Origin of the sequence: Variovorax sp. J22P240 (genome assembly GCF_030316855.1) — a bacterium.
In the GTDB taxonomy this organism is placed as follows: domain Bacteria; phylum Pseudomonadota; class Gammaproteobacteria; order Burkholderiales; family Burkholderiaceae_C; genus Variovorax.
Genome location: NZ_JASZYR010000006.1, coordinates 63,750 through 89,417, shown reverse-complemented (window position 1 = coordinate 89,417; position 25,668 = coordinate 63,750). Strand labels below are relative to the sequence as shown.

Genomic DNA, 25,668 nt, shown 5'->3' with positions numbered 1-25,668 from the left:
GGTCGCAAGCATGAGCGAGCGCCCCTGGAAAATCCCCGAGTCGGTGCTGGTCGTGATCCACACGCCAGCGCTCGACGTGCTGCTGATCCGACGTGCCGACGCCGAGGACTTCTGGCAGTCGGTCACCGGCAGCAAGGATGCTGCGGACGAGCCGCTGGGCCTCACCGCCGCGCGAGAGGTCCAAGAGGAAACGGGCATCCTCTGTGGCGAGGGCACCGAACTCGCCGCGAAGCTCGTCGACTGGCAGCTGCAGAACGTCTACGAGATCTACCCTCGCTGGCGTGCGCGCTACGCGCCCGGCGTCACCCACAACACCGAGCACCTGTTCGGCCTGTGCGTGCCGGAACAAGTGACGCCGCGGCTGGACCCGCGCGAGCACACCGCGTGGCAGTGGCTGCCTTACCGCGATGCGGCGGACGCCTGTTTTTCCCCGTCGAACGCCGAAGCGATCCTGCTCCTGCCACAATTTGCACGATGACTTCGCCGGCGAATACCTTCCGTGTGGCCACCTACAACATCCACAAGGGTGTGCAGGGCATCGGTCCGGCGCGACGCCTCGAAATCCACAACCTCGGCCATGCCATCGAGCAGCTCGACGCGGACGTCGTGTGCCTGCAGGAGGTGCGCAAGATGAACCGCCAAGCGGCAGCCCGCTTCCGGCATTGGCCCGAATTGCCCCAGGCGGATTTCCTCGCGCCCGAGGGCTACACCGCGGTCTACGAGACGAACGCCATCACCCGGCATGGCGAGCATGGCAATGCACTGCTCACGCGCTGGCCGGTGCTGCGCAAGACCCACCAGGACATCTCGGACCATCGCTTCGAACAGCGCGGGCTCCTGCATGTGGCGATCGACCTCGACGGCACGCCTGTGCACGCCATCGTGCTCCACCTAGGCCTGATCAAGGGCAGCCGCATTCGTCAGGTCGCCCAGCTGCGCGAGTTCATCGAGCGCGAGATTCCCCCCGGGGAGCCGCTGATCGTCGCCGGCGACTTCAACGACTGGGGCGCGCGCATGCGCTACGCAATGAACGCCATGGGCATGCGCGATTCGAGCGACCTGCGCGGGCCGCGGACGCTGACCTACCCTTCGCGCCTGCCGGTCACGCAGCTCGACTTCATCTACGGCCGGCAACTGGAGCCGGTCGCATCTTCCGTGCCGCGCGGCCCGATCTGGGCCCGCATGTCCGATCACCTGCCCTTGGTGACCGACTTTTCGCTATCAAAAAAATAGCAATACGACGAGGCGGGCAGGGCGTTGTAGGGGTAATCGCCTTCCATCCATTCGCTGTTAGGATGCGCTAATGCTTAGGACCATCGACGCCGCGAGGCGCCCCGCGGAAGGGGCTGAAGACGAGGGCACGCCCGTGTCCGTGAAGATTCGCGAGCGCCTGCTCGCCGCCCGCAGGCGCTTCAATGCCAACGACAACATCGCCGAGTTCATCGAGCCCGGCGAACTCGAGCATCTGCTCGACGAAGTCGAAGTCAAGATGAAGGATGTGCTCGAAAGCCTGGTCATCGATCTCGACAACGACCACAACACCGGCAACACCGCCCGCCGCGTCGCCAAGATGTACCTCAACGAAGTGTTCAAGGGCCGCTATGTGGCTCCGCCCTCGCTCACCGAGTTTCCCAACGCCGAACATCTCAACGAACTGATGATCGTCGGCCCGATCACCGTGCGCAGCGCCTGCTCGCACCACTTCTGCCCGATCATCGGCAAGCTGTGGATCGGCGTGATGCCCAATGAGAAGACCAACGTCATCGGCCTGTCGAAGTACGCGCGGCTCGCCGAGTGGGTCATGGGCCGCCCGCAGATCCAGGAAGAAGCCGTGGTGCAACTGGCCGACCTGATCCAGGAAAAGACGCAGCCCGACGGGTTGGCCCTGGTGGTCGAGGCGGAGCACTTCTGCATGCAGTGGCGCGGCGTCAAGGAGATGGACAGCAAGATGATCAATTCGGTCATGCGCGGCGTCTTCCTGAAGGATCCGAACCTTCGCCGCGAATTCCTTTCTCTCCTTCCACGCAAGCGCTGAACATCATGCTCGTACGACTTCTCTACGCCAGCCGCGCCGTGGACACGAGCCCAGGCGCCATCGACGCCATCCTCGCGCAATCGCGATCGCACAACCCCGCCTGCGGCATCACCGGCATCCTTTGCTATGGCGCGGGCGTCTTCCTGCAGGCCATCGAAGGCGGCCGGATGGCGATCAGCGAGTTGTACGGCCACATCCAGAAGGACCCTCGGCACAAGGACGTGGTGTTGCTGCACTACGAAGAGATTTCGGAGCGCCGCTTCGGCGGATGGACCATGGGACAGGTCAACCTGTCGAAGCTCAATGCGTCGACCTTGCTCAAGTACTCGGAGCGGCCGGAACTCGATCCCTATTCCGTGTCGGGCCAGGTCTCGCTCGCGCTGCTGGAAGAGTTGATGGCGACCGCCGCCATCGTCGGTCGACACTGATCCACCTTCGGGTGCTGCTGCTCGGCTGCGATTTTTCGAGCGCGCCGACCGCGCACAAACCGATCGTGATCGCCTTCGGCACTGCCGAGTCGGGGCAGGTCACCCTGTCGGGCTTCGAGTGTTTCGATTCGCTGGATGCATGGGGTCGATGGCTGGCCGCCTTACCGGAATGGGTCGGCGCGTTCGACTTTCCTTTCGGATTGCCGCGAGAACTGGTCGAACATCTGGGCTGGCCCCTGCAGTGGACAGCGCTCATCGCGCACTACGCCGGACTCGGCCGCGCGGAAATCCGCGAAACCTTCGCGGCCTTCTGCGCTGCGAGGCCCGTCGGCGGCAAGTTCGCTCACCGGGCCACGGACGGTCCCGCAGGTTCCAGCCCGTCGATGAAATGGGTCAATCCTCCCGTCGCCTTCATGCTGCACGCCGGCGTGCCACGGCTGCTCGACGCGGGGGCCATCCTGCCCGGATTGCATGAGCCCGCGCAGGACGGTACGCGCATCGCGCTGGAAGGCTATCCCGGCCTGCTGGCGCGCGAGTTGATCGGGCGGCGCAGCTACAAGAGCGACGATCCGGCCGGGCAAACCGAAGGCCGCCGGCAAGCAAGGGTCGATCTCATCAAGGCGCTTGAGAGAGGCTCTTCCCGCCTGCAACTTCGACTTGTCGTGGACAAGGCCATGCGGGAGCGGCTGCTCGGCGACGCCAAAGGCGATTGCATCGACGCGTCACTGTGCCTGCTGCAAGCCGCCTGGGCCGCGTCGCGCAGTTCGAGCGTCGGCCACGGCTACGGTCTTCCAGCGGAAATCGACCCAATCGAAGGCTGGATCGTGACAGCCTGACTTCCCCGAGTCCTACAGCATGTCGAGCCCCTGCCGCAGGACTTAGGCGTGACGCCCTCGCTAGATTGAATGCAGTGGTTCGGGCGAACCACCACTCACCAACTTTTGCGAAGGAATCGATATGAACAAGGACCAAGTGGCAGGCCGCGTCGAAGAGGCCAAGGGAAAGGTGAAGGAAGTCGCCGGCAAGGTCACCGGTAGCGAAAAGCTTCAGACGGAAGGCGTGGTCGACCAAGCGGCCGGCAAAGTTCAGAAGACCTATGGCGACGTCAAGGAAAAGGCCAAGGACGCTATCGAGGGCGACGCCGACAAGCTGTGACTCAAGGTCTGGCTTGCGCATGAAGGTGCGCAAGCCCTTCCATCGAACGACAGGAGGTTCCCATGACTGATCTCAACCCTATCTCCAGACATTCAGGTCGTTGGCTGGCGTTGCTGCTAGCCAGTGGCGCGCTTGCACTGACCGCTTGCGGCGACAAGGGCAGCAACCAGACAGCGGGCCAGAAGGTGGATTCGGCGATTGCCAAGACCGACCAGGCGGGCGCGGATGCCAAGGCCAAGTCGGAGTCGGCCGCCGCATCGACCAAGGAAGCGGCGAAGGACGCAGGCGCCGCCGTAGCGGGCGCTGTGGACGATGCCGCCATCACAGCCGCCGTGTCGACTGGCCTCGCCAAGGATCCGGACTTGAGCGCGATCAAGATCGACGTCGACACCAAGGGTGGCACGGTGAGCCTCAGCGGCCCGGCCCCCAATGCGGCGGCCAAGGCGCGTGCGGAAGAGATCGCTAAGTCCGTGAAGGGCGTCAGCGCCGTGAAGAACAATCTGGAAGTCAAGATGTAAGTCCGCTGCCGGACTTCTTCACTCAAGAAAAAGCCCGGGGCTCCCGGGCTTTTTCATGGTTCGCTCGATGCATCAACGATCGAGCCAGTCCTTCAACTCATCGGCATGCTCTTCCTCGTCGGTGAGGATCTCTTCCAGCATGCGGCGGGTCGTCGGGTCCTTGTCTCCGATGAGGGAAATCATCTGGCGATAGGACTCCACGGCGATTCGTTCCGCCACGAGGTTGGCGCGCACCATCGCCTGCAGGCCCAGGGCCTCGTTGTAATCAGCGTGGCTGCGGTCCAGCAGTGTCTTCGGGTTGAAATCCGGCTCGCCGCCGAGTTGGACAATGCGCTCGGCAATCTTGTCCGCGTGTCCCAGTTCTTCATTGGCGTGGACGAGAAATTCCTCGGCAATCTTCGGTGAAGCTTCTCCGCTGGCCGTGAAGTAGTGGCGCCTGTAGCGCATCACGCAGACCAGCTCGGTTGCGAGTGCGTCGTTGAGCAGCTTGACGATGTCGTCGCGCCAAGGTCCGTAGCTCGGCGTGACGGCGCCTTCGTCGAGGCTCTTGGATGCCGCATCGATGGCGGCCTGGTCGAGGACCAGATGTTCCGTGCGTTCTTTGACGGCAGTGTTCATAGAGGATCCTTTCGTGGGTTTGCGTTTTTCTGCATCAACGTGTTCACCAGGTCGGCCGTGTCCGATGTCTTCAGGGCGGCGGCCACCACGGCGGTGATGGACAGCAGGCGCCACGGCTTGATTAGCACCAGCAACGCGCCGACGCCGGCAGCGGCGGCCATGAGCTTTGCCGGCTCTTCGCGTGCGTAGCGCTCCAGCAGTGGACGGGCTACCTGAGCGACTGCATTGGCCGGATGTCTTCGCCACCAGCGCCGGGCGACGTTCTGCGCCACCGCGCCCCAGGCGAACTGAGCGGAGGTGCCAGGCGATCGAGGAGGGCTTTCAATCAGAGGTGGCTCATCTCGCGCGTGACGGCTCTCGCCCTGCAATTGAGAAACGAGCGCCCTGCGGGAGATCGCCAACCGCTCTTGCGGTGAAAGGCTTGTGGGCTCAGCCGCCATGGCGTTCTCCGGCGACGTGGAGCGCGCGAACGTCGGCGTCGATCTGCGCCCGGAGATCTGCGAACGCGTGGAACTCCTGAGGCCGTGACGCCACATAGGCTGACACCAGCGCGATCAAGATGGCAACCCCCGGCACCACCGCCAGAACCCAATGAAAGTTTCCATGCAGCGTGCCGAGCATCACGGCGACGCCGATCAACCCCAATGCAAGCATTGCACTGACCGCAGCCAGGACTCCCGCGACCATTCGGGCGACCAGGCTGCGGCTAGCTTCGCGCGTCTCCTGCCGCACGAGCGCGCCGTAGTTGGCAATGTGATCGGCGATCAGCTCAGGATGCCCGAGCACCGTGGAGTAAATGGGATGAAGCATGTTGCTGCCAGGTGCTGTGGACTGGGCTCACCGGAGCCGACGAGGGGCGATCAGACCATCAGTCGATATCAATAGTCGTCCCGACGACGGGCGGCCAACACGATCAATGCCGTGATCGCTGCGCCAGCAGCCGCGGCCACGAGCACGGAGCGGACCGGCTGGTCGGCGATGTACTTGCCAGTGACGTCGGCAGCGGCCTCGAAGCGGCGCTGGGCACGGGCGCTGGTCGTCGATGCGGCGTCCAGCCCGCGCTGCACGGCCTGCTGGACCCGAGCAGCGAGTTGCTCCACGGCAGGCTCGGCCTCGCGACGCAGGTCACGAACCTTTTCGCCTGCGGCGTTCACCGCGTTCTGCGCATAGGCACGCGTCGTGTCGATGGCGTCGTTTGCCGTCTGGCGCGCATCCTCGGCCAGTTGCGAGGGAGTCTTGGTGGTCGTATTCATGAATGGATCCTTCCAGGAGATTGAATTTGTCTGCGAGTGCCTGCTCATCGTAACGACGCTACCCGCGTCGTATCAAGCCCGCGATGAAACTGGCGAGAGCCAGGATCAGGAAGATCACGAACAGGATCTTCGCGATACCCACGGCACTGGCGGCGATGCCGCCGAATCCGAACAGCGCGGCTATCAAGGCAATGACCAGGAACACGACTGCGTAATGCAACATGTTGAACTCCTTTCGAGGATGGCCTCGTTGAGATGAATACCAGCGCGTCCGGGTTGCTGAACGGCCTGGGATCAACGTTAAGAGGGCCGTCCTTGGCGCCCTGTCAGCAGCAGGGGGCGGGGGGCGTAGGAGAGGGCCGAATCACCGCCAACCATTCGCGGCGGGCGAGAACGAAGGGGACCGGAGGGCCGTGGTCAGGCCGGGCTGGACGGCAGGACTGCGCTCAACTGCGTGCCCCGGCCCGCGGACGACGAGACGGTGAGCTTGCCCTTGGCCGCCTCGACGCGATGCCGCATGCCGGCGAGGCCGTGCGTCGAAGGACGCGCGTGCTGCGTATCAAAACCCTTGCCGTTGTCGCTGACTTCCACGACGACGTGGTTGCCGTAGTTCTTCATCACGATGCTGGCCTCGGTGGCCTGTGCGTACTTGCTGATGTTGGTGAGGCTTTCCTGCACCATGCGATAGACGGTGAGTTGGTTCGACTCGTCCAGGATCACGGGTTCGAGCACCATCTCGATCTCGATGTTCGAACGCTCCGCAAACTCGCGCCCGAGGATTTCGAGCGAAGCGACGAGCCCCAGATTGGAGAGCGATGACGGCCGCAGGTCTTCGATGATGCGGCGCTTGAGGGCGATGCCGCTGTTGAGAAGCTCGTTCAGATGCTGGAGCCGCTGCGTTGCATCGGGCGAGTCAGTCAGGCGGGACTTCAGGCGCGCGACGTCAAGCTTGGCGGCGGTGAGCAGGGAGCCCAGCTCGTCGTGCAGTTCGCGGGCCAGGTAGCCCCGCTCGGTTTCGCGCACCTGCTGCAGGTGGGTGGCGAGCTCGGCCAGCGTCGTTGTGCGCTCCCGCACCTCACTTTCCAGCGCATTGCGTTCCCGTTCCAACGCTTTCTGCTGCCGTTCGCCGACGGAGCGCAGTGCGTGGGTCTGTCTCAGGTAGAGGAAAAAGGCGGCGAGGCCTGCCAGCGTGACCAGGCCGATGCCGATGCGCGCGAAGCGCAAGGATTTCGCGATCTGCAGTTGTCCGCGCGTGAGTTCATCGTTCCGGATCGCGATCAGATCGTTGATCTCATTGCGAATGGATTCCATTTCCTCGCGGCCCACGTCGGTCGTGATGACGAATTTCCACGCGTCTTCGTTGCCGTCCCGGCGCAAGCGGACGCTCATCTCCATCTCGGCGAGCTTGCGTGCAACGTGCTTTGCGACCTGGTTGAGCTGCGCGAGCTCGCCGGGGCGCCCGGCGTAAAGGATCTGGAGCGCGGCCAGGTGACCGTCCACCTGCTTGACCGCCGTGTCGTAAGGTTCGCGATAGCGGGGCTCCCCTGTCAGCAAATAGCCGCGCTGGCCCGTTTCTGCATCGAGGATGTTCTGCAGTATCAGGTTGAGCACCATGCGCGCGCGCTGGGCGTCGCCGACTTCGGTGAGTGCCTGAGAGGATTGTCGATAGCCGGCTTCGTTGATGCCCACCAGCACCAGCGCTGCTAGCACGGCGAGCGTCAGGCCCAGAGCCATCTTCGGGAAAGCTAGCCAGCGCATGAGGTTTTCGAGCAATGCCTGCGGTTCAAATTCGTGAATAATCAGAGCCGACCAGGGACCGGCATGTTGCGACGCAAATGGGCCGCGATACAACGACGAAGGTAACAGATGATCAAGATCGGAATTGTGGACGACCACGCCATCGTGCGCTCCGGTTTGCGCCAGTTTTTCTCCGAGCACGTCGACCTGCGGGTGGTGGGCGAAGCCGCCAGCGGTCGCGAAGCGATCGAACTTGTTCGCACCACTGAACTCGATGTGCTGGTGATGGACCTCTCGATGCCCGGGCAAAGCGGCATCGATGCGCTTGCGATGATTCGCGCCAAGGCACCGGATGTCGGCATCCTCATCCTGAGCGGCTACCCCGAAGAGCACTACGCGATGAACCTGATTCGTCAGGGCGCGAGCGGCTATCTCAACAAGGAATGCGATCCGATCGAGATCGTCAATGCGATCCGCACCATCTCGCTGGGCCGCCGCTACATTACGCCGGCAGTGGCCGAACTCCTGGCGCGTCAGCTCGACCGCAAGGATGATGCCGCCCCGCACGAACAACTCTCCGAACGCGAGTTTCAAGTGTTTCTCAAGCTGGCGAAGGGCGAGACCGCGGGCGACATCGCCAAGACCTTGTCGCTGTCGGTCAAGACCGTGAGCACCTACCGCACGCGCCTGATGGAGAAAATGAACCTCTCCTCCAACAGCGACCTGACCTACTACGCGCTGAAGAACAAACTGATTGATTGATGCGCGCCCCCTCCCCAGGTTGCGCGCACTTCGTGAGGAAGCTCTTAGGTTCGGGTTGAGGACTGGCGCAAGGCCGCCTGTTCGATGCAATAGTCGATGAGGCCGTCGATTTCGTTCGACTTGTCGAAGACCGCATCCACGCCAAACTGTGCACAGCGCTTGCGGATGTCGGGGGTGGCGTAGTTGCTCAGGACCACGACTTTCTGAGTCGGGCGGCGGGACATGCAGGCCTGCAAGACGCCGAGTCCGCTGCCCTGCTTGAGGAAGAGGTCGACGATCGCCAGTTCCCATTCATCGCCGTTGTCGCTGAGCCATTGGCTGGCCTCGGCTTCGGTCTCGGCAAAGCCGATGGCCGAAATACACGTGAGCTCTTCCAGAGTGCCAACGAGGTTCTCTCGGATCGTGACGTTGTCTTCGACGATGTAGGTTTTCAATCTTGGGTCCATGAGAACCGCTTGCCCCTTGGCGAGCATTCTGGCCGGCAGGCTTGCGTCCCGAAAGCTGTCGTTGCAAATGCTACTGATTATTGGCCGACATCATGCAAGGTTCCGGGGGCACCGGCTGTAGGCTTGTTCTTACGACCGAATGCGAACTTCAGACGTAGGCGCGGCCCCACAGTAACTGCGGCCGGCTACCGACCCGGGGGGTAAGTCCCTGCCCCTACGCTCCTGGCACGACACCGAACACCCTTCAGAAGGTACCGAAATGAATATCGTGTGGAGCTACGTTGCCATGGGCTTGCTCACTGCTGCCGCTGCTGCGGTGGTCGCGGGAGGCGAGCCTGCCATCGCCGAACTGAGGCTGGTCGAAGCGGCAACCGCCGCAGCTGCTGCTGGTGTTTCGGCCGTCGGCTTTCTCGCTGCGCCCCAAGCCGTTACGTCGATCGGCAAGACGCCAGCGATCGACTGAAGGTTCATGACCGTGGAAGCGACCGCTGCATCCTCGCTGCGTCGCTCTGTCTGGGCCAGGTTGGTCGCGGTTTTGCTGGGCTTGCTGGTCGCGTTCTTGCTTGTGATTGCGCTGTTCCCGTGGGATCTTTTTCGCGAGCCAGTCAATCGTTATGTGAGCGAAAAGACCGGGCGCAAGTTCGAGATTACCCGGCACCTGGACGTGGACATGGGGTGGCGGCTTGCCACAGTCAAGCTCGACGGAATCGAGTTTGCCAACCCTTCCTGGGCCCGAGACCCCTATCTCGTGCGAGCGGAGCGCGCTGAGTTCGACATCAGCTTCTGGCAACTGCTCTCGCGCAAGCTCGTCTTTCCCCGATTGGCACTGGATTCACCCACGCTGGGCCTGCAGATGGAGCAGGACGGACGGCGCACCTGGGCGCTGGGCAAAGACACCTCGGACGAAGCCACGGTGCCGACCATCGGCTTGCTGCAAGTCGACGACGGCTCGCTCGATTTCCTCGCCAAGCACCTCGAAATCGACCTGCATGCCGATTTCACCTTCGACACCAGCCGGGGCGATATGCCGCTGAGCTACGAAATCAAGGGCCGCTACCGTCAACAGCCGCTCACGGCCGAAGGGCGGACCGGCAACGTGCTGCAGCTCAATGCCGCAGGGCAGCCACCGTTTCCGATCGAAATCAAGCTCTCGGCCGGCCACACCCGGCTCAAGGCGGAGGGCACGGTGGCCGAACTGGCCAGTCTCGACGGTCTCGACGCGAAGTTCGACATGAGGGGCCAGAACCTCGGCAATCTCTATCCCGCGCTGGGCATCGCATTGCCTCAGACACCGCCTTACGCCCTCAGCGGCAACCTGCGCAAGCAGGCCTCCCTATGGGAAGTGCGGGGCCTCAAGGGCCGGCTGGGCCTCTCCGACATCGGCGGCGACATGCAATTCGACAAGTCGCAGAAGGTGCCTCACCTTGGCGGGACGTTGCATTCGCGCGTGATGGACATGGACGATCTCGGTCCTCTCATCGGCCTGCCGCCGACGAGTCGTTCGGCGAATGCCATCGAAGGCGTCGCGCCGCCGCCCACCATCACGCAGGTCAAGCGCGCGCAGCGCGATCCTGGCCGCAAGGTGCTTCCCGATGCAACGCTCGACTTCGAGCGCCTGCGCGCGATGAATGCCGACGTGAAGTACACGGCGGACCGTATCCGGAACGTGCGTGAACTCCCACTGGACAAGGGCAGCGTGCAGGTAAAGCTCAAGGACGGTGTCCTGACGCTGGACCCACTCGACCTCGGCATTGCCAGCGGCAGCGTGGTCGGCGCGATCCGCATCGATGCCACGCAGAATCCAGCAGATATTCGCGCATCGCTCGCCGTCCGCGCCATGCAACTCAACCGCCTGATCCCGAAGGTCGAGACCTTGAAGACCAGCTTCGGCAAGCTCGACGGGCGAATCAATCTGTCGGGGCGCGGCAACTCTGTGGCGAGCTGGCTCGGCGGCGCCTCGGGCGACGTGGCGGCCATCACCGGCCGCGGGCAGTTCAGCAATCTGTTGCTGGAGTTCATGGGGCTCGATGGCGGTGAGATCATCAAGTTCCTGCTGGAAGGCGACCACAACGTGACGCTGCGCTGCGCCGCCGTGGCATTCGACGTCGAGAAGGGCGTGATGAACGGTCGCAGCCTGGTTTTCGACACGTCCGATACGGTGTTCAACGCCACCGGCCAGATCAACTTGGCGAACGAGTCGATGGACATCGTCGTGCGGCAGCAGCCCAAGGACGTGAGCATCCTGGCGTTGCGTACACCGCTGATCGTTCGCGGCACCTTTGCGTCGCCCAAGGCCGGCGTAGAGGCCGGTCCGTTGGCGACACGCGGCGCCGCGGCTGTGGCGCTGGGTTTGATCAACCCTCTGCTTGCATTGGCCGCGACCATTGAAACCGGCCCGGGCCAAGATGCCGACTGCCAGGAGGTGCTGGCCGACGCGAAGCAACCGAGTTCGCGCGCCGCGGCCGCGGGTGCGGCCAAGGCCAAGAGGCAATCTTCGGCGACCGGTGGCTAGCCGACCGGGCGATGCCCGCAGACGCTGCAGGCGGGATCGCGCGCGACGCGCAGGGTGTCGAATGCGGTGCGTCGACCGTCGAACATCAGCAGGCTTCCCGCGAGCGAGGGACTGATGCCCGCGAGCAACTTCAACGCCTCGCTGGCCTGCAAGGTTCCGATGGTGCCGACGACGGGAGCGAACACGCCGAGTACCGCGCAACGGGTTTCCTCGAAATCCGCGTCGGGCGGGAATAGGCAGGCATAGCAGGGCGAAGCCGGGTCGCGGGTGTCATAGACGCTCAACTGCCCATCGAAGCGAATGGCCGCGCCGGCCACCAGCGGCTTGCCATGCGTCACGCAAGCGCGGTTCACTGCATGGCGCGTGGCGAAGTTGTCACTGCAATCGATCACTACATCCGCCGCGGCGACCATCCGGGCAAGGAGGTCGTCGTCGGCACGCAGTCTGTGGGTTTCGATCGAGATGTCGGGATTGATGGCGCGCATCGCCTCTGCAGCCGAGTCGACCTTGGCCATTCCCACGCGCGCCGTGGTGTGCGCAACCTGGCGCTGCAGATTGGTCAGGTCGAGTTCGTCGTCATCGACCAGGGCGATGTGGCCAACCCCGGCCGCTGCCAGATACAGCACGACCGGCGACCCCAGACCCCCGACTCCGATCACCAGCGCATGAGCCGCGCTGACGCGTGCCTGGCCGTCGATGCCGAATTCCTCGAGCAGGATGTGGCGCGAGTAGCGCAGGAGGTCTTGGTCTTCCATGCGCCGCGCGGATCGCAGGGTGTTGGCTCACTCACGGGAGCCACCCAGGATCAGTTTTCTTTCTTTTCTTCCTTGTTGTCCACGATCACTTGCGTCTTGCTGACGAGCACGGGCTGGCCTTTGAGGCGGTTGAACGCTTGCATCAGCGGGAAGTCCTGCGGCGTGCCGAATTCAGGCACCTTTCGGTCCTGCGGCGGCTTCTTGGCTTCTTCCTCGAGGCGCTTGCGAGCCTCGTCGCGTGCCTTTTCGCGTTCAGGGTCCTTGTTTTCCGGGCCCTGGCCGCTGGCGAGATGCTTCTCGAGGTCGGCTTCGCGCATGCGCAGCGCGGCGAAGGGGCTGCCTTCGGCGCTTTCGTCGACCAGCACGTTCGGAACGATCCCCTTGGCCTGGATCGAAGTGCCGCTGGGCGTGTAGTAGCGCGCCGTCGTGATCTTGAGCCCGGTATCCGGACCGAGCGGGCGCACGGTTTGCACCGAACCCTTGCCGAAGGTCTGGCTGCCCATCACGGTCGCGCGCTTGTGGTCCTGCAACGCGCCGGCGACGATTTCGCTGGCAGAGGCGGAGCCTTCATTGACGAGCACCACCAGCGGCACGGTCTTGAGCGCAGCCGGCAGGCCACGCAGCGGGTCGCTGCCGGCACGGCGCTGGTAGAACTCCGGCGCCGCCTTGTAGACAGACTTGCTTTCGGCCAACTGGCCATCGGTCGAGACCACCGTGACGTTTTCCGGCAGGAATGCCGCAGAGATCGCCACGGCGGCGTCGAGCAGGCCGCCCGGATCGTTACGCAGGTCGAGCACCAGACCCTTCAAGTTGGGTTCCTGCTTGTAGAGCTCCTCGACCTTCTTGACGAAGTCATCGACAGTGCGTTCCTGGAACTGCGACAGGCGAATCCAGCCGTAGCCCGGCTCCATGATCTTGCCGCGAACCGATTGCGTGCGGATTTCCTCGCGCGTGATGGTCACGGGGAAGGTGCGGTTCTCATCCTTGCGGTAGATCGTGAGCAGCACCTTGGTATTGGCTTCGCCCCGCATGCGCTTGACGGCTTCATTGAGCGTCAGGCCGCGCACGGCGGTGTCGTCGATCTTGGTGATCAGGTCGTTCGGCTTGAGGCCGGCACGGAAGGCCGGGGAACCCTCGATCGGGGAGACCACCTTGATCAGGCCGTCTTCCTGCGAGATCTCGATGCCCACGCCGACGAAGCGTCCGGTGGTGCCTTCGCGAAATTCCTTGAACGACTTCTTGTCGAAGTACTGCGAGTGCGGATCGAGGCCGGCCACCATGCCGGAGATGGCATCGGAAATCAGCTTTTTCTCGTCGACCGGTTCGACGTAGTCGCTTTTGACCATGCCAAAAACCGCAGCAAGCTGCTGCAGTTCTTCGAGCGGCAGGGGAGCCAGAGAGCCTCGTGCAACAGTTTGCAACGAGACGGTGGTGAGTGCGCCGGCAAAGGCGCCCGCGGCAACCCAGCCGGTGATCTTCAATTTCTGGCCCATGTGTAAGTGTCCTTGTCGCCTGTCAATCCAATATACAGGGCTTGGAAGCAAGTTGTCTGCCGTGGTTCCGCGAATCCGCAGACGAAGGTCAGACTTTCGTTAACCCTTGCCTTGTGCAGCCACCGCGGCTGCGGCTTTCTCGGCCGCGTCGGCATCGCCGAGGTAGTAGTGGCGCAACGGCTTGAGGTCGTCGTCCAGTTCGTAGACCAGCGGAATCCCGTTGGGGATGTTGAGACCCACGATTGCATCGTCGGAGATGCCGTCGAGGTATTTCACGAGGGCGCGGATCGAATTGCCGTGCGCCGCGACCACCAGGCGGCGCCCGGCGCGGATGGCGGGCGCCATGGATTCGTTCCAGAAAGGCAAGACGCGTGCCACTGTGTCCTTGAGGCACTCGGTCAACGGCACCTGCTCGGGCGCCAGCTTGGCGTAGCGCACGTCGCTGCGTTCGCTGCGCGGGTCGTTGGCTTCCAGCGGCGGCGGTGGCGTGTTGTAGCTGCGGCGCCAGACCAGAACCTGCTCGTCGCCGTATTTCTTGGCGGTCTCGGCCTTGTTGAGGCCCTGCAGCCCGCCGTAGTGGCGTTCGTTCAGGCGCCAGGAATGCACCACCGGCAGCCAGGTGCGGTCGAGTTCGTCGAGCGTGTGCCAGAGGGTTCGGGTGGCGCGCTTCAGCACGCTGGTATAGGCGACGTCGAAGTCGTAACCCTCGGCCTTCAGGAGTCGGCCAGCCTGCTTGGCCTGTTCGATACCGGTCGACGTCAGGTCGACATCGGTCCAGCCGGTGAAGCGGTTTTCGAGATTCCAGGTCGATTCGCCGTGGCGGATCAGTACCAGTTTGTGCATGGGAGAGGCCTTTGGGAACGCGTGCGTAAACCCGACATTCTAAAATCCGAGGTTTGCCACTCAAGGAATACCGTGAAATTCATCATCGACAACTGGATGCTGATCCTGATTGCACTCAGCTCCGGCGGCATGCTGGCATGGCCGATGGTGCGCGGCGCAAACGCCGGATCGCTCACGGCGCAGGGCGCGGTGCAACTCATCAACCGCGAGCGCGCGGTGGTGGTCGATGTGCGCGAACCCGAGGAGTTTGCCTCAGGCCACGTCACCGGAGCGAAGAACGTGCCGCTCAACCAGCTCGAGCAAAAGCTTGCCGCCACGGTCAAGAACAAGTCGTTGCCCCTGTTGCTTGTATGTGCCACCGGCGCCCGTGCCCAGCGCGCCGTGGCGACCGCCAAGAAGCTGGGGTACGAACAAGCCCAAGCCGTCGCCGGCGGACTCAAGTCCTGGAAAGACGCTAACCTGCCGGTTGAAAAGGCCTGAACTTCCCCGAGATACCCCTGATGCAAGCTGTCAAGATGTACACCACCGCCGTCTGCCCTTACTGCATTCGCGCGAAGCAAATCCTCAAGTCCAAGGGCGTGGAGCAGATCGAAGAGATCCGCATCGACAGCGACCCGCAGGCGCGTGCCACGATGATGGACATCACCCAGCGGCGCACCGTGCCGCAGATATTCATCGGCGACACCCACGTCGGCGGTTGCGATGACCTGATTGCGCTGGACGGACGCGGCGGGCTGGTGCCGCTGCTGCAGAGCGTCTGACTTCCTTTCGTCGGGCGATAATCCCCGGCTACCTCCAGAAGCCCGCTCTGGGATATCCCCGGGCGGGCATTGTTTTGACACTCGAAAGTTCAGCATGGCCGACCAGCAAGCCCAAGATCCCGTGTTCCAGATCCAGCGCGTCTACCTGAAAGACCTGTCGCTCGAACAGCCGAATTCCCCGGCCATCCTGCTCGAGCAGGAACAGCCCACCGTCGATATCCAGCTCGGCGTCGACGCCCAGCCCGTGACCGACGGCATCTTCGAGATCACCGTGTCGGCCACCGTGCAGACCAAGATCCAGGACAAGACGGTGTTCCTGGTCGAGGCCAAGCAAGCCGGCATCTTCGAGATCCGCAACCTGCCCGAAGACCAGATGGGCCCGATCCTTGGCATCGCCTGCCCGCAGATCGTCTACCCCTACCTGCGCGGCAACGTGGCTGACGTGATTCAGCGCGGCGGCTTCCCGCCGGTGCACCTGGCCGAAATCAACTTCCAGGCGATGTTCGAGCAGCAGCAGGCGCAAGCCGCGGCGCAGACCTCGCCGATCATCACGCAGTAATCCGCCAGCGCACGCACCGATGAGAATCTGCGTGCTCGGCGCCGGTGCATGGGGCACGGCGCTAGCGGTCAATGCGGCGGCCCGGCACACGGTCACCCTGTGGGGCCGTGACGCGGCCCAGATCCGAGCCATGTCGGCAGCGCGTGAAAACGCGCGCTACCTGCCCGGCGTCGCGCTTCCTCCCTCGCTGGATCTCCTGGCAGGCGATGCGCTCGCCGCGGTGGCGCACGCCGATCTCGTGATCGTCGCGACGCCGATGGCTGCCTTGCGGGAGCAACTCGGCAAGCTGCGCGACGTGGCCTGCCCGGTTGCCTGGCTGTCCAAAGGGGTCGAGCCTGCCATTGCCGATTCGGGCGAGGAAGGCCTGCTTGCTCACGAAATCCAGGCGCGCGTTGCGCCAAGGTTGCTCGCCGGCGTGCTGAGTGGGCCGAGCTTTGCACTGGAAGTCGCGCAGGGCCGGCCGACGGCGCTGGTCGCGGCGAGTTCGCATGTTTCGGTGCGCGATGCGTTGGTCGGTGCCTTTCATGGCCCCGCACTGCGCGTCTACGCCAACGAAGACATCGTCGGCGTGGAGATCGGTGGCGCGGTCAAGAACGTCCTGGCCATCGCGACCGGCCTCGCGGACGGGCTGTCCCTCGGTCTCAACGCGCGTGCTGCGCTGATCACGCGCGGCCTCGCTGAAATGACGCGCTTCGGCGCAGCGCTCGGCGCGCGGCCCGACACCTTCATGGGCCTGTCCGGTTTGGGCGACCTCGTCCTCACGGCGACGGGGGACCTCTCCCGCAACCGCAAGGTCGGTTTGCTGCTGGCCCAGGGCCTCACGCTGGAGCAGGCGGTGAACTCGCTGGGCCACGTGGCCGAAGGCGTCTATTGCGCTCGCACGGTCGTGCAGCGCGCGCGGCATCTGGGCGTCGAGATGCCCATTGCGTCGAGCGTCGTGGCGCTGCTCGATGGGCGCGTGCGGCCAGCGGAAGCAGTCGCGGAGCTGATGGGCCGCGAGCCCGGCGTCGAATCCGCCTGAAGCGGCTCCGGCGTGGGGCTCAGGCCGGCGAGTAGGCCAGCCGCACGTAGATCGGCGCGAACGCCTCGGCCTGGGTGATGTCGATCAGCGTCTCTTTCGCCAGTTCGAGCATCGCGATGAACGTGACGATCAGCACCGGCGTGCCCCGCGTCACGTCGAAGAGCTTTTCGAACTCCACGAACTGGCGCCCCTGCAGGTGGCGCAGCACGATGCTCATGTGCTCGCGCACGCTGAGTTCCTCGCGCGAGATCTTGTGGTGCTGCACGAGCTTGGCGCGCTTCATGATGTCCGCCCATGCTTCGCGCAGGTCGACCACATTCACATCCGGAAAACGCGGCTTGAGCGATTGCTCGATGTAGACCTGCGCCTTCCAGAAGTCGCGACCAGCCTGGGGCATGGCGCTCAGCGATGCGGCCTGCAGCTTGGTCTGTTCGTATTCGAGCAGGCGGCGGACCAGTTCGGCGCGCGGGTCCTCGGCTTCCTCGCCTTCGGCCGTCTTCTTGGGCGGCAGCAGCATGCGCGACTTGATCTCGATCAGCATCGCGGCCATCAGCAGGTATTCGGCCGCGAGTTCGAGGTTGGTCTGGCGGATCTCGTCGACGTAGCTGAGGTACTGCCGCGTCAGTCCTGCCATCGGGATGTCGAGGATGTTGAAGTTCTGCTTGCGGATCAGGTACAGGAGCAGGTCCAGCGGGCCTTCGAAGGCCTCCAGGAACACCTGGAGCGCTTCGGGCGGGATGTACAGATCGTTCGGCAGCGCGAACAACGGCTCGCCGTAGAGCCGGGCGAGCGCGACCTGGTCGATCACGTCGGGCATGCCGGTGGCCAGGGCCACGCTGTCGTCGGCGATGACCTCGTCCTGCGTGGAACGGCTGCTGTCGTCCGTCGCGGCGCCATCGCCCTGGCGGCGGCTGCCGGAGCCCGGTACGGCCCGAATGGTCACTTACTTGACGCGGGTCTGGTAGACGTAGGGCTGCTGCGGCACCTTGGCTTCGCTGTACTCGGTCAGCAGGCTGCGATCGAGGTGCTTGTCCCACAGGAGCGCACGGCCGGCGCGCTGTTCGGCCTCCAGCGTCGGCTTCTTCTCCTTCATCTGTTCGATGAAGTTGGTGATTTCGGACGTGTAGTGGGGGCGGGCGAAGATGGACATGGCAGTAAGAACCTTTGGCGGGGATTTTACCCGGTGGAATCCGCCTTGAAGCGGCTGTCGGCATGCGCTAGCGTGGCGGCTCCCAACCATCCGAAGGAGACTGCTCATGAAGCGCCGACACTCGATGTACTTCGTTGCCACCGCCGCCGCGGCCGTGCTGCTGGTCGCCTGCAACACCACGGGGCCTGCGACGTCACAGAACAAGACGGGCTTCTTCGTCACCAGCGCGAACCCCGGCAAGGGCGCCGACTTCGGCGGGCTGGCGGGGGCCGATCGCTATTGCCAGAGCCTGGCCGCGAGCGTTGGCGCGGGCGGCCGTACCTGGCGCGCCTACCTAAGCTCCAACGCTGCGGGCGCCAGCCCGGCAGTGAATGCCCGTGACCGTGTCGGCACCGGCCCCTGGTACAACGTCAAGGGCCAGTTGATCGCGAGCAACGTCGACGAACTGCACGGCACGAACAACCTCACCAAGCAGACCGCACTGACCGAAAAAGGCGACATCGTCAGCGGCCGCGGCGATCCGGTGAACCAGCACGACATCCTGACTGGCTCGTCGCCCGATGGCCGCGCCATCGCCGACGGCAAGGACAACACCTGCGGCAATTGGACCAAGAGCGGCGACGGCTCGGCCATCGTGGGCCACCACGACCGCATCGGCCTGAACGAGAGCCCCCCGATGAAGTCGTGGAACTCGTCGCATCCCACCCAGGGCTGCAGCCTGGATGCGCTGAAGAAGACGGGCGGCGGCGGCCTGCTGTTCTGCTTCGCGCAGAACTGAGGCCCGCCGGGAGGCGGACTTAGACTCGGCGCCACTCATTGACAAGGAGGCGCCATGGCGCGATCGAGAACCCGTTGGCGCCTGGCGACTGCGCTTCTGAGCACTGTCTTCTGGCTTGCGGCCTGCGACATGAAACGCATCAGCGAATTGGAGGAGGGGGTGTCCACGGAGGCCGACGTGCGTGCGCGCTTCGGCCAACCCGAGAACATCTGGGATTCGCCTCAGGGGCGGGTGTTCGAATACAACCGCCAGCCCCAGGGCCAGAAGAACTACATGATCACCATCGGCTCCGACGGCAAGATGAGCGCCTTGCGCCAGGTGCTCACGCCCGAGAACTTCGACAAGGTGCGGACCGGCATGCCCATGGAAGACTTGCGCAAGCTGCTGGGCAAGCCCGCGAAGCGCACGCCCTATCCCCTCAAGAACCAGACCGACTGGGAATGGCGCTGGGTCCAGCCGCCGAACTCGCCCATGGTCTTTACGGCCACCCTCAACGACGACCAGCGCGTGGTGAGCGCGGGGTCGTCGCCTGATCGCAGCACCGAGGCGAACTAGGACCTGTCGGGCTGGAGCTCGAACTCGCGCAGCCAGCGCCACAAGGTCGAGCGGCTGACACCCAGCTTCTTCGCGGCGCGCTGGCGATTGCCATCGGCGAGTCGCACGGCTTCCAGCACGCGCTCCCGCAATGGCTGCGTTCCCGGAAGATGCCGCTCGAACAGTTCGGGGCAGTCGTGCCGCAACTCGTCGTAGCGGATGTCTTCGAGGCGGTCGAACTGCAGGAGGAACACCGCGACTCGTTCGCTGATGTTTTCCAGTTCGCGCACGTTGCCGGGCCAGTCGCAGGCGATGAACTGCGGCAGCAACGGTGCCAACGCGGCATCGGCATCGATGCGCGAGCCCAGTCGATGGAGGCAACGCCGCACGTGGGCCCGGGCGAGTTCGGCGATGTCGTCGCCGCGTTCGCGCAGCGGCGGCAGCGACAGGCGCAGGGTGTTGATGCGGTAGTAGAGGTCCTGTCGGAAGCGCCGCGCGGCAATCATCTCTTCGAGCGGCTGGTGGGTGGCTGCGATCACGCGCACGTCCACCGGAATGGGCGCCGTGGCGCCAAGGCGCGTGATCTCCCGTTCCTGCAGCACCCGCAGCAGGCGCGTCTGCAGCGACAGCGGCATGTCGCCGATCTCGTCCAGGAACAGCGTGCCCGTGTGGGCGGTCTCGAAGAGCCCGCGCTTGCCGCCGCGGCGTGAGCCGGTGAAGGCGCCTTCCTCGTAGCCGAACAGTTCGCTCTCCAGCAGCGTCTCGGGAAAGGACGCGCAATTGACCGCGACGAAAGGCCGATCGGCCCGTGCGCTGTCGTTATGGATCGCCTGCGCGAAGAGTTCCTTGCCGACACCGCTCTCCCCGGCGATCAACACGCCGAGGTCGGTCTTTGCGAAGCGGCGCGCCGTGTTGACGGCGCGAACGAACGCCGGACTCTGGCCGACGAGGCTGGCGAAGCCGTGCTTCGCCGCGTTCTGATGGCGGCGTTGCTGCATGCGCAGGCTGGTATCGGCCTCCTGGATCTTGCGGGCGTCGTACAGCGTGATGGCCGCGCCCACGATCTCGCCATGCTCCCGGATCGGGGTGCGGTTGGCAATCCAGTCGCGCCGGGCATAGCGCTGCACCGCTGCGCGCTCCTCGGTGCCCGTGTCCAGGGTGGGCTGGAGCGACAACTCGGGCTCGACGAGGTCGAGGCGCTGTCCCAGCAGCGGCCGATGCGGCGTGCCCAGCAGTTGCTGCATCGGCGGGTTGACCGCGATGATGCAGTTGTCGCGGTTCACGGCCAGCACGGCTTCCTGCAGGTTGTGCAGCACGCCGTTGAGCTGCTCGTAGCGGCCTGCCTCGAGTCGGGCCACGCGCGCCAGCTCGATGGCGTCCTCGAAGCCTTTGCGGATGCTTGCCAGCGAGTAGGCCAGGAGCCCGTGCAACCCGGCTTCCTCGGCCAGTTCGACCACCAGGCTCGATCCGACGATGACCTCGAAACCGTCCCGGCGCAGCATCTCGAATTGCTGGCGCGCGTCGTCCGGCGTCTGGTAGGCGTACTGCGTGATCTCGATGTTGAGCAGGTCCTTCACCGCATCCAGTTCGGGGATGGTCTGGCCGTACATCACCACCCCTACGCGGCTCGAAATGCGCCGGGCCTTGATGAGCGCCTGCAGCAGGTCGAAGCCGCCGAGCTGGATGGTGGCCACGGGCGCTTCGAGGCCGGCCCGCAGGATGCTGGCGTTCGAGCCGGCGCTGACGAAGGCGTCGACCGTTCCGCGCGCGATGCGATCGCGGGCGATCTCCAGCGCGCCGCCGAAGGTGCCGTCCACCACTTCGATGTCGGCGCGGCCGACATATTCGGCGACCACCGGCATGGCGAATTCGCGGATCTGCCGGTAGCTGAGAAAGCAGAGCCGGGGCAGGCGTGTCCGCTGAAAGGAATGGGTCGCCATGGAAAGGATGCGTCTCGGTGAAACGTATGAGTGTTCCATAGATGTCGCATGGAACAAAATCCAGAAGGCAATCTTCGGAAAAAGTCTTTCAAATCAATGAGTTGCGAGCCAGCGATGCTTTGGCACGGTGCATGCAACACGTAGAGCGAACACGTTTTACGGAGACATCGCCCTTGGCACTCGAACACATCACCGTGCTGGACCTGACCCACATGCTCTCGGGTCCCTACGGCACCATGCTTTTGGCCGATCTCGGTGCACGCACCATCAAGGTCGAACCGCCCGGCACCGGCGAGGGCACGCGTCGGTTGCTCGAAAACGACCCTGACTACGCCCGCGACGGCATGGGCGCCTACTACCTCACGCTCAACCGCAACAAGGAGAGCGTTTGCGTAGACCTCAAGAGCGAGGCCGGCAAGACCGTGTTCCTCGACCTCGTGCGGCAGGCCGACGTGGTGTTCGACAACTTCAGCGTCGGCGTGACGGCGCGGCTGGGCATCGACTACGACTCGCTGTCGCAAGTGAACCCGCGCATCGTCACGTGCTCGGTCACCGGCTTCGGCCAGAGTGGCCCCGAAACCCATCGCCCGGCCTTCGACCAAGTGGTGCAGGCCATGGGCGGCGGCATGTCGATCACCGGCACGCCCGAGACCGGCCCGACACGCAGCGGCATTCCGATCGGCGACCTCGGTGGCGGCATGTTCGGCGCGATGGGCGTGCTCGCGGCGCTCGCGGAGCGCGAGCGCACCGGCCGCGGCCAGCACGTCGACATCTCGATGCTCGACGCGCAGATCTCGTTGCTCAACTACATGGCGACCATGCACCTGATGTCCGGCCACGTGCCCGCCGGCATCGGCAACGGCCACTTCGTGCACGTGCCCTACAACAGCTACCCGACGGCCGACGGTCACATCATCATCGCGTGCATCGGCGATGCTTTCTTCGAGCGCTTCGTCGAGTTCATCGACCTGCCGGCGTTGCGCAAGCCCGAGTACCTCCAGCAACCGGTGCGCTACGCGGCGAAGGCGGAGATCGACGCCATCGTCGGCGCCGAGTTGCAGAAGCAGCCGACGGCCTACTGGCTGGAGCGGCTGCGCGCAGCGCGCATTCCCTGCGGACCGGTCAACAACTTCGAGCAGGCGCTCAACGACGTGCAGGTGCGCGCACGCGACATGGTGGTCGAAGTGCCGCTCAAGACCGGCGAGATGCTGCGCATGCCGGGCAATCCGATCAAGCTCTCCGCGGCGTCCAGCAAGACCTACACCTGCCCACCCGCGCTGGGCGAGCACACGCGCAGCGTGCTGACGCAGCTGGCCGGCTACTCGCCCGAACAACTCGAACAACTCCGGCGCGACGGTGCCATCGCCTAGGCCTCGCACCATGGAACGAATCCACATCACCGACGTCGCCCCGCGCGACGGATTGCAGAACCAGCAGGTGCAGGTGTCGACCGCGGCCAAGCTGGAGTTGATCCGCCTGCTGGCCGCCGCAGGCGTGCAGAGCGTGGAGGCGACGAGCTTCGTGTCGCCCAAGGCCGTGCCTCAGATGGCCGATGCCGGCGAACTGGTTGCCCAACTGAACGAGGCGCTGCCGGAACTGCGCAGTTCGGTGCTGGTGCCCAACCTCAAGGGGTTGGAGCGCGCCCATGCGGCCGGCGCGCGGGAGATCGCGGTCGTGCTCTCCGCCACGGAGACCATGAACCGCAAGAACATCAACATGGGGCTGCACGAAGCCACCGAGGTCAGCGCGCGGACGCTGGCCGAGGCGCGGCGCCTTGGCATGCGCACGCGCGCCTACGTGGCGGTGGCCTTCGATTGCCCTTTCGAGGGCGAGACGCCGCTCGCAGAGGTGGTGCGCCTGGCCTCGCGCATGCGCGAGGAAGGCGCCGGCGAAATTGTGATCGCCGACACCATCGGTTCGGCCTCGCCCGGCCAGGTGAAGGAGCGCCTCGGCGCCCTGCGCGAGGTGGTGCCGGTGGGGCAACTCGCCGTGCACTTCCACGACACGCGCGGCATGGGCGTCGCCAACGCCTGGGCCGCATTGGAGGCCGGCGTGCGCCGCTTCGACGCCAGCGTCGGCGGCATCGGCGGCTGCCCGTTCGCGCCCGGCGCCGCCGGCAATGTCGCCACCGAGGACCTGGTGCTCATGGCTGAACGAAGCGGCTTTTCGACCGGCATCTCGATCGATGGCCTGCTCGACGCGGTGAGCTTCGCCGAGGCGCAGTTGCAGCGCGCGCTGGGTGGGCGTGCCATCACGTGGCTGCGACGCCAGCGCGAAAAGCGGCGAATGGCGCCAGTCGCTCGAACCGCCTGAACAAGTCCCCGCACGAAGACAGATTCCAACGAAAGAGACGAGACCCATGACGAGCCCCCTCACCACCTTCACGCGCCGCGCCGCCCTCGCGGCGCTCGCATCCATCGCTGCCACCTCCGCGTGGTCGCAAGCCGCCGACGCCAAGTTCCCGAGCAAGCCTGTCACGCTGGTGGTGCCCTACGCGGCCGGCGGCGGCACCGACATCGTCGGCCGCCTGATGGCGCAGAAGCTGTCGGAGCTTTGGGGCCAGTCGGTCGTGGTCGACAACCGCACCGGCGCCAATGGCGTCATCGGCTCCAGCCACGTCGCCAAGTCCGCGCCCGACGGCCACACGCTGCTGCTGGTGGTGGGCTCCCACGCCATCAACCCGGTGCTCATGAAGAGCATGCCTTACGACACCATCAACGCCTTCACGCCGGTCACCAACATCGCCAGCTCACCGATGGTGCTGGTCGTGGCCGCCAAGGGGCCATACAAGACGCTGAACGACGTGGTCAAGGCCGCGCGCACGGAAGAGCTGGCCGTGGGCTACTCCGAAGGCCAGACGCGGCTGACCGGCGAACTGATCCGCCAGGCCGGTGACCTGAAGATGGCCGGGATTCCGTACAAGGGCGGTGCGCCGATCATGGTCGACATCATCGGCGGCCATCTGCCACTGGGCGTGACCAGCGTGCTCACCGCGTTGCCGCACGTGCAGTCGGGCGCTCTGCGCGTCGTGGGCGTGGCGGCGGACCAGCGCATGGCCATCTTCCCTGACGCGATGACCTTCAAGGAGGTCGGCCTGAAAGGCGTCGAATCGCTCAGCTGGTACGGCCTCTTCGGCCCCGCTGGGATGTCGCCCGCGGTCGTCGCGCAGATCAACCAGGACCTCAAGAAGGTCACGGCCGACCCGGCGGTCGTCAAGCAGATGCAGGCCCAGGGCGCGCAACTGGTGCTGACGCCGCCGGCCGAGTTCCGCAAGTTCCTGGCGGGCGAGACGGAGAAATGGGCGCTGGTCGCGCAGCGCGGCGGCATCAAGCCCGAGTAAGCACAGAGTTCCACAACTAGAAAACGGAGACATTCATGCCATCGAATTTCCATCGCGCGACGCTGCGCCGACTTTTCGCGCCGGCGCTGTTGGCGCTGGCCGCCGTCACCGCGCCCGCATCGGCCGACGACTACCCGAGCAAGCCGATTCGCCTCATCGTTCCTTTCGCGCCCGGCGGCGTCACCGACACCGGGGCGCGTGTGGTGGCCGAGCGGCTCGGTCAGCGCCTGGGCCAGCAAGTGGTGGTCGACAACCGGCCCGGCGCCTCGGGCAACATCGGCACGCAGATGGCAGCGACCGCGGCGCCCGACGGCTACACGCTGGTGGTGGGCTTCGATGGGACGCTGGTCATCAATCCGCACGTCTATGGCAAGGTGCCCTTCGATCCGGTGAAGGATTTCGCGCCGGTCAGCAAGATCGGCGATGCGGCGCTCATCATCGTGACGCACCCGTCGGTGCCGGTGAAGACTTTCGAGGAACTGGTCGCCTATTCCAAGTCCAACCCCGGCGGCGTTTCCTATGGCAGCGCAGGCACAGGCAGCACGCCGCATCTCGCCGGTGAACTGTTGAAGATGCGCACAGGCGCCAACTTCGTCCATGTGCCCTACAAAGGCGGCGGGCAGGCCATGGCCGACGTGGTGGGCGGCACGCTGCCGATGCTCTATACGGCCGTGGCCGGTGCCTATCCCTTCGTCCAGAAAGGGCAGATCAACGCCATCGCGGTGTCGAGCAGCCAGCGACTGGCGTCGCTGCCCAAGGTGCCCACCATTTCCGAGGCGGGCGTGCCGGGCTTCGAATCTGTTTCGTGGATCGGCATCCTCGCGCCGGCAAAGACGCCGCAGCCCATCGTCGACAAGCTGCAGCGCGAACTCAACGCGGTCGTCCAGTCACCAGACATCAAGGATCGGCTCGCCGCGCTCGGCATCACAGCTTCAGGCAATACGCCGGCCGAGTTCGGCCAGGAGATCCGGTCGGACCTGAAGCGCTACGCCGAGATCGTGAAGGCGGCCAACATCAAGGTGGACTGAGG

At 64.8% G+C, this 25,668-nt stretch carries 33 protein-coding genes; 20 read left to right on the top strand and 13 right to left on the bottom strand.

Features of this window, described 5'->3' with window-relative positions:
• Positions 1-10: 10 nt before the first annotated feature.
• The 7 genes from nudB (at position 11) to QTI24_RS17310 (ending at position 4,136) form a co-directional block, all read left to right on the top strand.
• A complete protein-coding gene (gene nudB, locus QTI24_RS17340; RefSeq protein ID WP_286602079.1) occupies positions 11-478 on the top strand; it encodes a dihydroneopterin triphosphate diphosphatase in 468 nt (155 codons plus the stop codon).
• A complete protein-coding gene (locus tag QTI24_RS17335) occupies positions 475-1,233 on the top strand; it encodes an endonuclease/exonuclease/phosphatase family protein (protein ID WP_286602078.1) in 759 nt (252 codons plus the stop codon). The genes nudB and QTI24_RS17335 overlap by 4 nt, the downstream gene beginning before the upstream one ends.
• 70 nt (positions 1,234-1,303) lie before the next feature.
• Positions 1,304-2,035 carry a GTP cyclohydrolase I gene (folE, locus tag QTI24_RS17330; RefSeq protein WP_286602077.1) on the top strand — a complete coding sequence of 244 codons (732 nt, stop codon included), beginning with the start codon at positions 1,304-1,306 and terminating at the stop codon, positions 2,033-2,035.
• Between the two features lie 5 nt (positions 2,036-2,040).
• Positions 2,041-2,463, top strand: coding sequence for a BLUF domain-containing protein (locus tag QTI24_RS17325; protein ID WP_286602076.1), 423 nt, complete (start codon positions 2,041-2,043; stop codon positions 2,461-2,463).
• Positions 2,464-2,474: 11 nt separating this feature from the next.
• Positions 2,475-3,299, top strand: coding sequence for a DUF429 domain-containing protein (locus QTI24_RS17320; protein WP_286602075.1), 825 nt, complete (start codon positions 2,475-2,477; stop codon positions 3,297-3,299).
• Positions 3,300-3,420: 121 nt separating this feature from the next.
• Positions 3,421-3,618: a CsbD family protein gene (locus tag QTI24_RS17315; protein WP_286602073.1), complete on the top strand. Its 198-nt coding sequence runs from the start codon at positions 3,421-3,423 to the stop codon at positions 3,616-3,618.
• A gap of 62 nt (positions 3,619-3,680) precedes the next feature.
• Positions 3,681-4,136 (top strand): BON domain-containing protein, encoded by a 456-nt coding sequence (locus QTI24_RS17310; protein WP_286602072.1) that lies wholly within the window; start codon positions 3,681-3,683, stop codon positions 4,134-4,136.
• 72 nt (positions 4,137-4,208) lie between these two features.
• On the opposite strand, the gene QTI24_RS17305 is transcribed toward QTI24_RS17310, so the two are convergent.
• From QTI24_RS17305 to QTI24_RS17280, 6 genes are all read right to left on the bottom strand, one after another.
• Entirely contained in the window at positions 4,209-4,754 is a 546-nt protein-coding gene (locus tag QTI24_RS17305) for a ferritin-like domain-containing protein (RefSeq protein ID WP_286602071.1), read from the bottom strand.
• Positions 4,751-5,194 (bottom strand): hypothetical protein, encoded by a 444-nt coding sequence (locus QTI24_RS17300; protein WP_286602069.1) that lies wholly within the window; start codon positions 5,192-5,194, stop codon positions 4,751-4,753. Before QTI24_RS17300 ends, QTI24_RS17305 begins: the two co-directional genes overlap by 4 nt.
• Entirely contained in the window at positions 5,184-5,564 is a 381-nt protein-coding gene (locus QTI24_RS17295) for a hypothetical protein (RefSeq protein ID WP_286602067.1), read from the bottom strand. The genes QTI24_RS17300 and QTI24_RS17295 overlap by 11 nt, the downstream gene beginning before the upstream one ends.
• 68 nt (positions 5,565-5,632) lie before the next feature.
• A complete protein-coding gene (locus QTI24_RS17290) occupies positions 5,633-6,007 on the bottom strand; it encodes a hypothetical protein (RefSeq protein ID WP_286602065.1) in 375 nt (124 codons plus the stop codon).
• A 58-nt stretch (positions 6,008-6,065) separates the two neighbouring features.
• Positions 6,066-6,230, bottom strand: a complete 165-nt coding sequence (locus tag QTI24_RS17285; RefSeq protein ID WP_286602063.1) for a DUF1328 domain-containing protein — start codon at positions 6,228-6,230, stop codon at positions 6,066-6,068.
• 194 nt (positions 6,231-6,424) lie between these two features.
• Positions 6,425-7,741, bottom strand: coding sequence for a CHASE3 domain-containing protein (locus QTI24_RS17280; RefSeq protein WP_286602329.1), 1,317 nt, complete (start codon positions 7,739-7,741; stop codon positions 6,425-6,427).
• A gap of 132 nt (positions 7,742-7,873) precedes the next feature.
• Here QTI24_RS17280 and QTI24_RS17275 point away from each other — a divergent pair, with 132 nt between their 5' ends.
• Positions 7,874-8,506: a response regulator gene (locus QTI24_RS17275; protein WP_028249172.1), complete on the top strand. Its 633-nt coding sequence runs from the start codon at positions 7,874-7,876 to the stop codon at positions 8,504-8,506.
• A 44-nt stretch (positions 8,507-8,550) separates the two neighbouring features.
• Here the strand turns inward: QTI24_RS17275 and QTI24_RS17270 are convergent, their stop codons facing one another.
• Positions 8,551-8,952, bottom strand: coding sequence for a response regulator (locus QTI24_RS17270; protein ID WP_286602062.1), 402 nt, complete (start codon positions 8,950-8,952; stop codon positions 8,551-8,553).
• Positions 8,953-9,211: 259 nt separating this feature from the next.
• Here QTI24_RS17270 and QTI24_RS17265 point away from each other — a divergent pair, with 259 nt between their 5' ends.
• Complete coding sequence (locus tag QTI24_RS17265; protein ID WP_286602060.1) at positions 9,212-9,415, top strand: hypothetical protein; 204 nt, start codon at positions 9,212-9,214, stop codon at positions 9,413-9,415.
• 6 nt (positions 9,416-9,421) lie between these two features.
• Positions 9,422-11,464 carry an AsmA family protein gene (locus QTI24_RS17260; RefSeq protein ID WP_286602058.1) on the top strand — a complete coding sequence of 681 codons (2,043 nt, stop codon included), beginning with the start codon at positions 9,422-9,424 and terminating at the stop codon, positions 11,462-11,464.
• On the opposite strand, the gene QTI24_RS17255 is transcribed toward QTI24_RS17260, so the two are convergent.
• The 3 genes from QTI24_RS17255 to gpmA all read right to left on the bottom strand — a co-directional run bounded on the left by QTI24_RS17255 (position 11,461) and on the right by gpmA (position 14,555).
• A complete protein-coding gene (locus QTI24_RS17255) occupies positions 11,461-12,219 on the bottom strand; it encodes a HesA/MoeB/ThiF family protein (RefSeq protein ID WP_286602057.1) in 759 nt (252 codons plus the stop codon). The two genes, QTI24_RS17260 and QTI24_RS17255, sit on opposite strands and share 4 nt — an antisense overlap.
• Positions 12,220-12,269: 50 nt before the next feature.
• Positions 12,270-13,712 carry a S41 family peptidase gene (locus QTI24_RS17250; protein ID WP_286602056.1) on the bottom strand — a complete coding sequence of 481 codons (1,443 nt, stop codon included), beginning with the start codon at positions 13,710-13,712 and terminating at the stop codon, positions 12,270-12,272.
• A 99-nt stretch (positions 13,713-13,811) separates the two neighbouring features.
• Positions 13,812-14,555: a 2,3-diphosphoglycerate-dependent phosphoglycerate mutase gene (gene gpmA, locus QTI24_RS17245; RefSeq protein WP_286602055.1), complete on the bottom strand. Its 744-nt coding sequence runs from the start codon at positions 14,553-14,555 to the stop codon at positions 13,812-13,814.
• Between the two features lie 72 nt (positions 14,556-14,627).
• Between gpmA and QTI24_RS17240 the strand changes: the two genes are divergently transcribed.
• The 4 genes from QTI24_RS17240 (at position 14,628) to QTI24_RS17225 (ending at position 16,896) form a co-directional block, all read left to right on the top strand.
• Complete coding sequence (locus QTI24_RS17240) at positions 14,628-15,035, top strand: rhodanese-like domain-containing protein (protein WP_286602054.1); 408 nt, start codon at positions 14,628-14,630, stop codon at positions 15,033-15,035.
• Positions 15,036-15,055: 20 nt separating this feature from the next.
• Complete coding sequence (gene grxC, locus QTI24_RS17235; RefSeq protein ID WP_286602053.1) at positions 15,056-15,316, top strand: glutaredoxin 3; 261 nt, start codon at positions 15,056-15,058, stop codon at positions 15,314-15,316.
• A 94-nt stretch (positions 15,317-15,410) separates the two neighbouring features.
• On the top strand, positions 15,411-15,875 hold the full coding sequence (secB, locus tag QTI24_RS17230) for a protein-export chaperone SecB (RefSeq protein WP_286602051.1): 465 nt from the start codon (positions 15,411-15,413) through the stop codon (positions 15,873-15,875).
• Between the two features lie 19 nt (positions 15,876-15,894).
• Positions 15,895-16,896 carry an NAD(P)H-dependent glycerol-3-phosphate dehydrogenase gene (locus QTI24_RS17225; protein WP_286602050.1) on the top strand — a complete coding sequence of 334 codons (1,002 nt, stop codon included), beginning with the start codon at positions 15,895-15,897 and terminating at the stop codon, positions 16,894-16,896.
• A 19-nt stretch (positions 16,897-16,915) separates the two neighbouring features.
• On the opposite strand, the gene QTI24_RS17220 is transcribed toward QTI24_RS17225, so the two are convergent.
• Positions 16,916-17,713, bottom strand: a complete 798-nt coding sequence (locus tag QTI24_RS17220) for a segregation and condensation protein A (RefSeq protein WP_286569477.1) — start codon at positions 17,711-17,713, stop codon at positions 16,916-16,918.
• A 126-nt stretch (positions 17,714-17,839) separates the two neighbouring features.
• The gene (locus QTI24_RS17215) at positions 17,840-18,046 is read right to left on the bottom strand and encodes a DUF3460 family protein (RefSeq protein WP_286602048.1); all 207 of its coding nucleotides are present in this window, start codon (positions 18,044-18,046) and stop codon (positions 17,840-17,842) included.
• A gap of 106 nt (positions 18,047-18,152) precedes the next feature.
• Here QTI24_RS17215 and QTI24_RS17210 point away from each other — a divergent pair, with 106 nt between their 5' ends.
• On the top strand, positions 18,153-18,824 hold the full coding sequence (locus tag QTI24_RS17210; protein ID WP_286602046.1) for a hypothetical protein: 672 nt from the start codon (positions 18,153-18,155) through the stop codon (positions 18,822-18,824).
• A gap of 54 nt (positions 18,825-18,878) precedes the next feature.
• Positions 18,879-19,379, top strand: coding sequence for an outer membrane protein assembly factor BamE (locus QTI24_RS17205; RefSeq protein WP_286602045.1), 501 nt, complete (start codon positions 18,879-18,881; stop codon positions 19,377-19,379).
• Here the strand turns inward: QTI24_RS17205 and prpR are convergent.
• Entirely contained in the window at positions 19,376-21,298 is a 1,923-nt protein-coding gene (gene prpR / locus QTI24_RS17200; protein WP_286602043.1) for a propionate catabolism operon regulatory protein PrpR, read from the bottom strand. The genes QTI24_RS17205 and prpR overlap by 4 nt on opposite strands.
• A gap of 173 nt (positions 21,299-21,471) precedes the next feature.
• Between prpR and QTI24_RS17195 the strand changes: the two genes are divergently transcribed.
• From QTI24_RS17195 to QTI24_RS17180, 4 genes are read left to right on the top strand one after another with little or no spacing between them, the layout of a single operon-like run.
• Entirely contained in the window at positions 21,472-22,668 is a 1,197-nt protein-coding gene (locus QTI24_RS17195; RefSeq protein WP_286602041.1) for a CaiB/BaiF CoA transferase family protein, read from the top strand.
• 10 nt (positions 22,669-22,678) lie between these two features.
• Positions 22,679-23,611, top strand: coding sequence for a hydroxymethylglutaryl-CoA lyase (locus tag QTI24_RS17190; protein WP_286602039.1), 933 nt, complete (start codon positions 22,679-22,681; stop codon positions 23,609-23,611).
• Positions 23,612-23,657: 46 nt separating this feature from the next.
• The gene (locus QTI24_RS17185; protein ID WP_286602038.1) at positions 23,658-24,638 is read left to right on the top strand and encodes a tripartite tricarboxylate transporter substrate binding protein; all 981 of its coding nucleotides are present in this window, start codon (positions 23,658-23,660) and stop codon (positions 24,636-24,638) included.
• Between the two features lie 35 nt (positions 24,639-24,673).
• The gene (locus tag QTI24_RS17180; protein ID WP_286602037.1) at positions 24,674-25,666 is read left to right on the top strand and encodes a Bug family tripartite tricarboxylate transporter substrate binding protein; all 993 of its coding nucleotides are present in this window, start codon (positions 24,674-24,676) and stop codon (positions 25,664-25,666) included.
• Positions 25,667-25,668 lie beyond the last annotated feature (2 nt).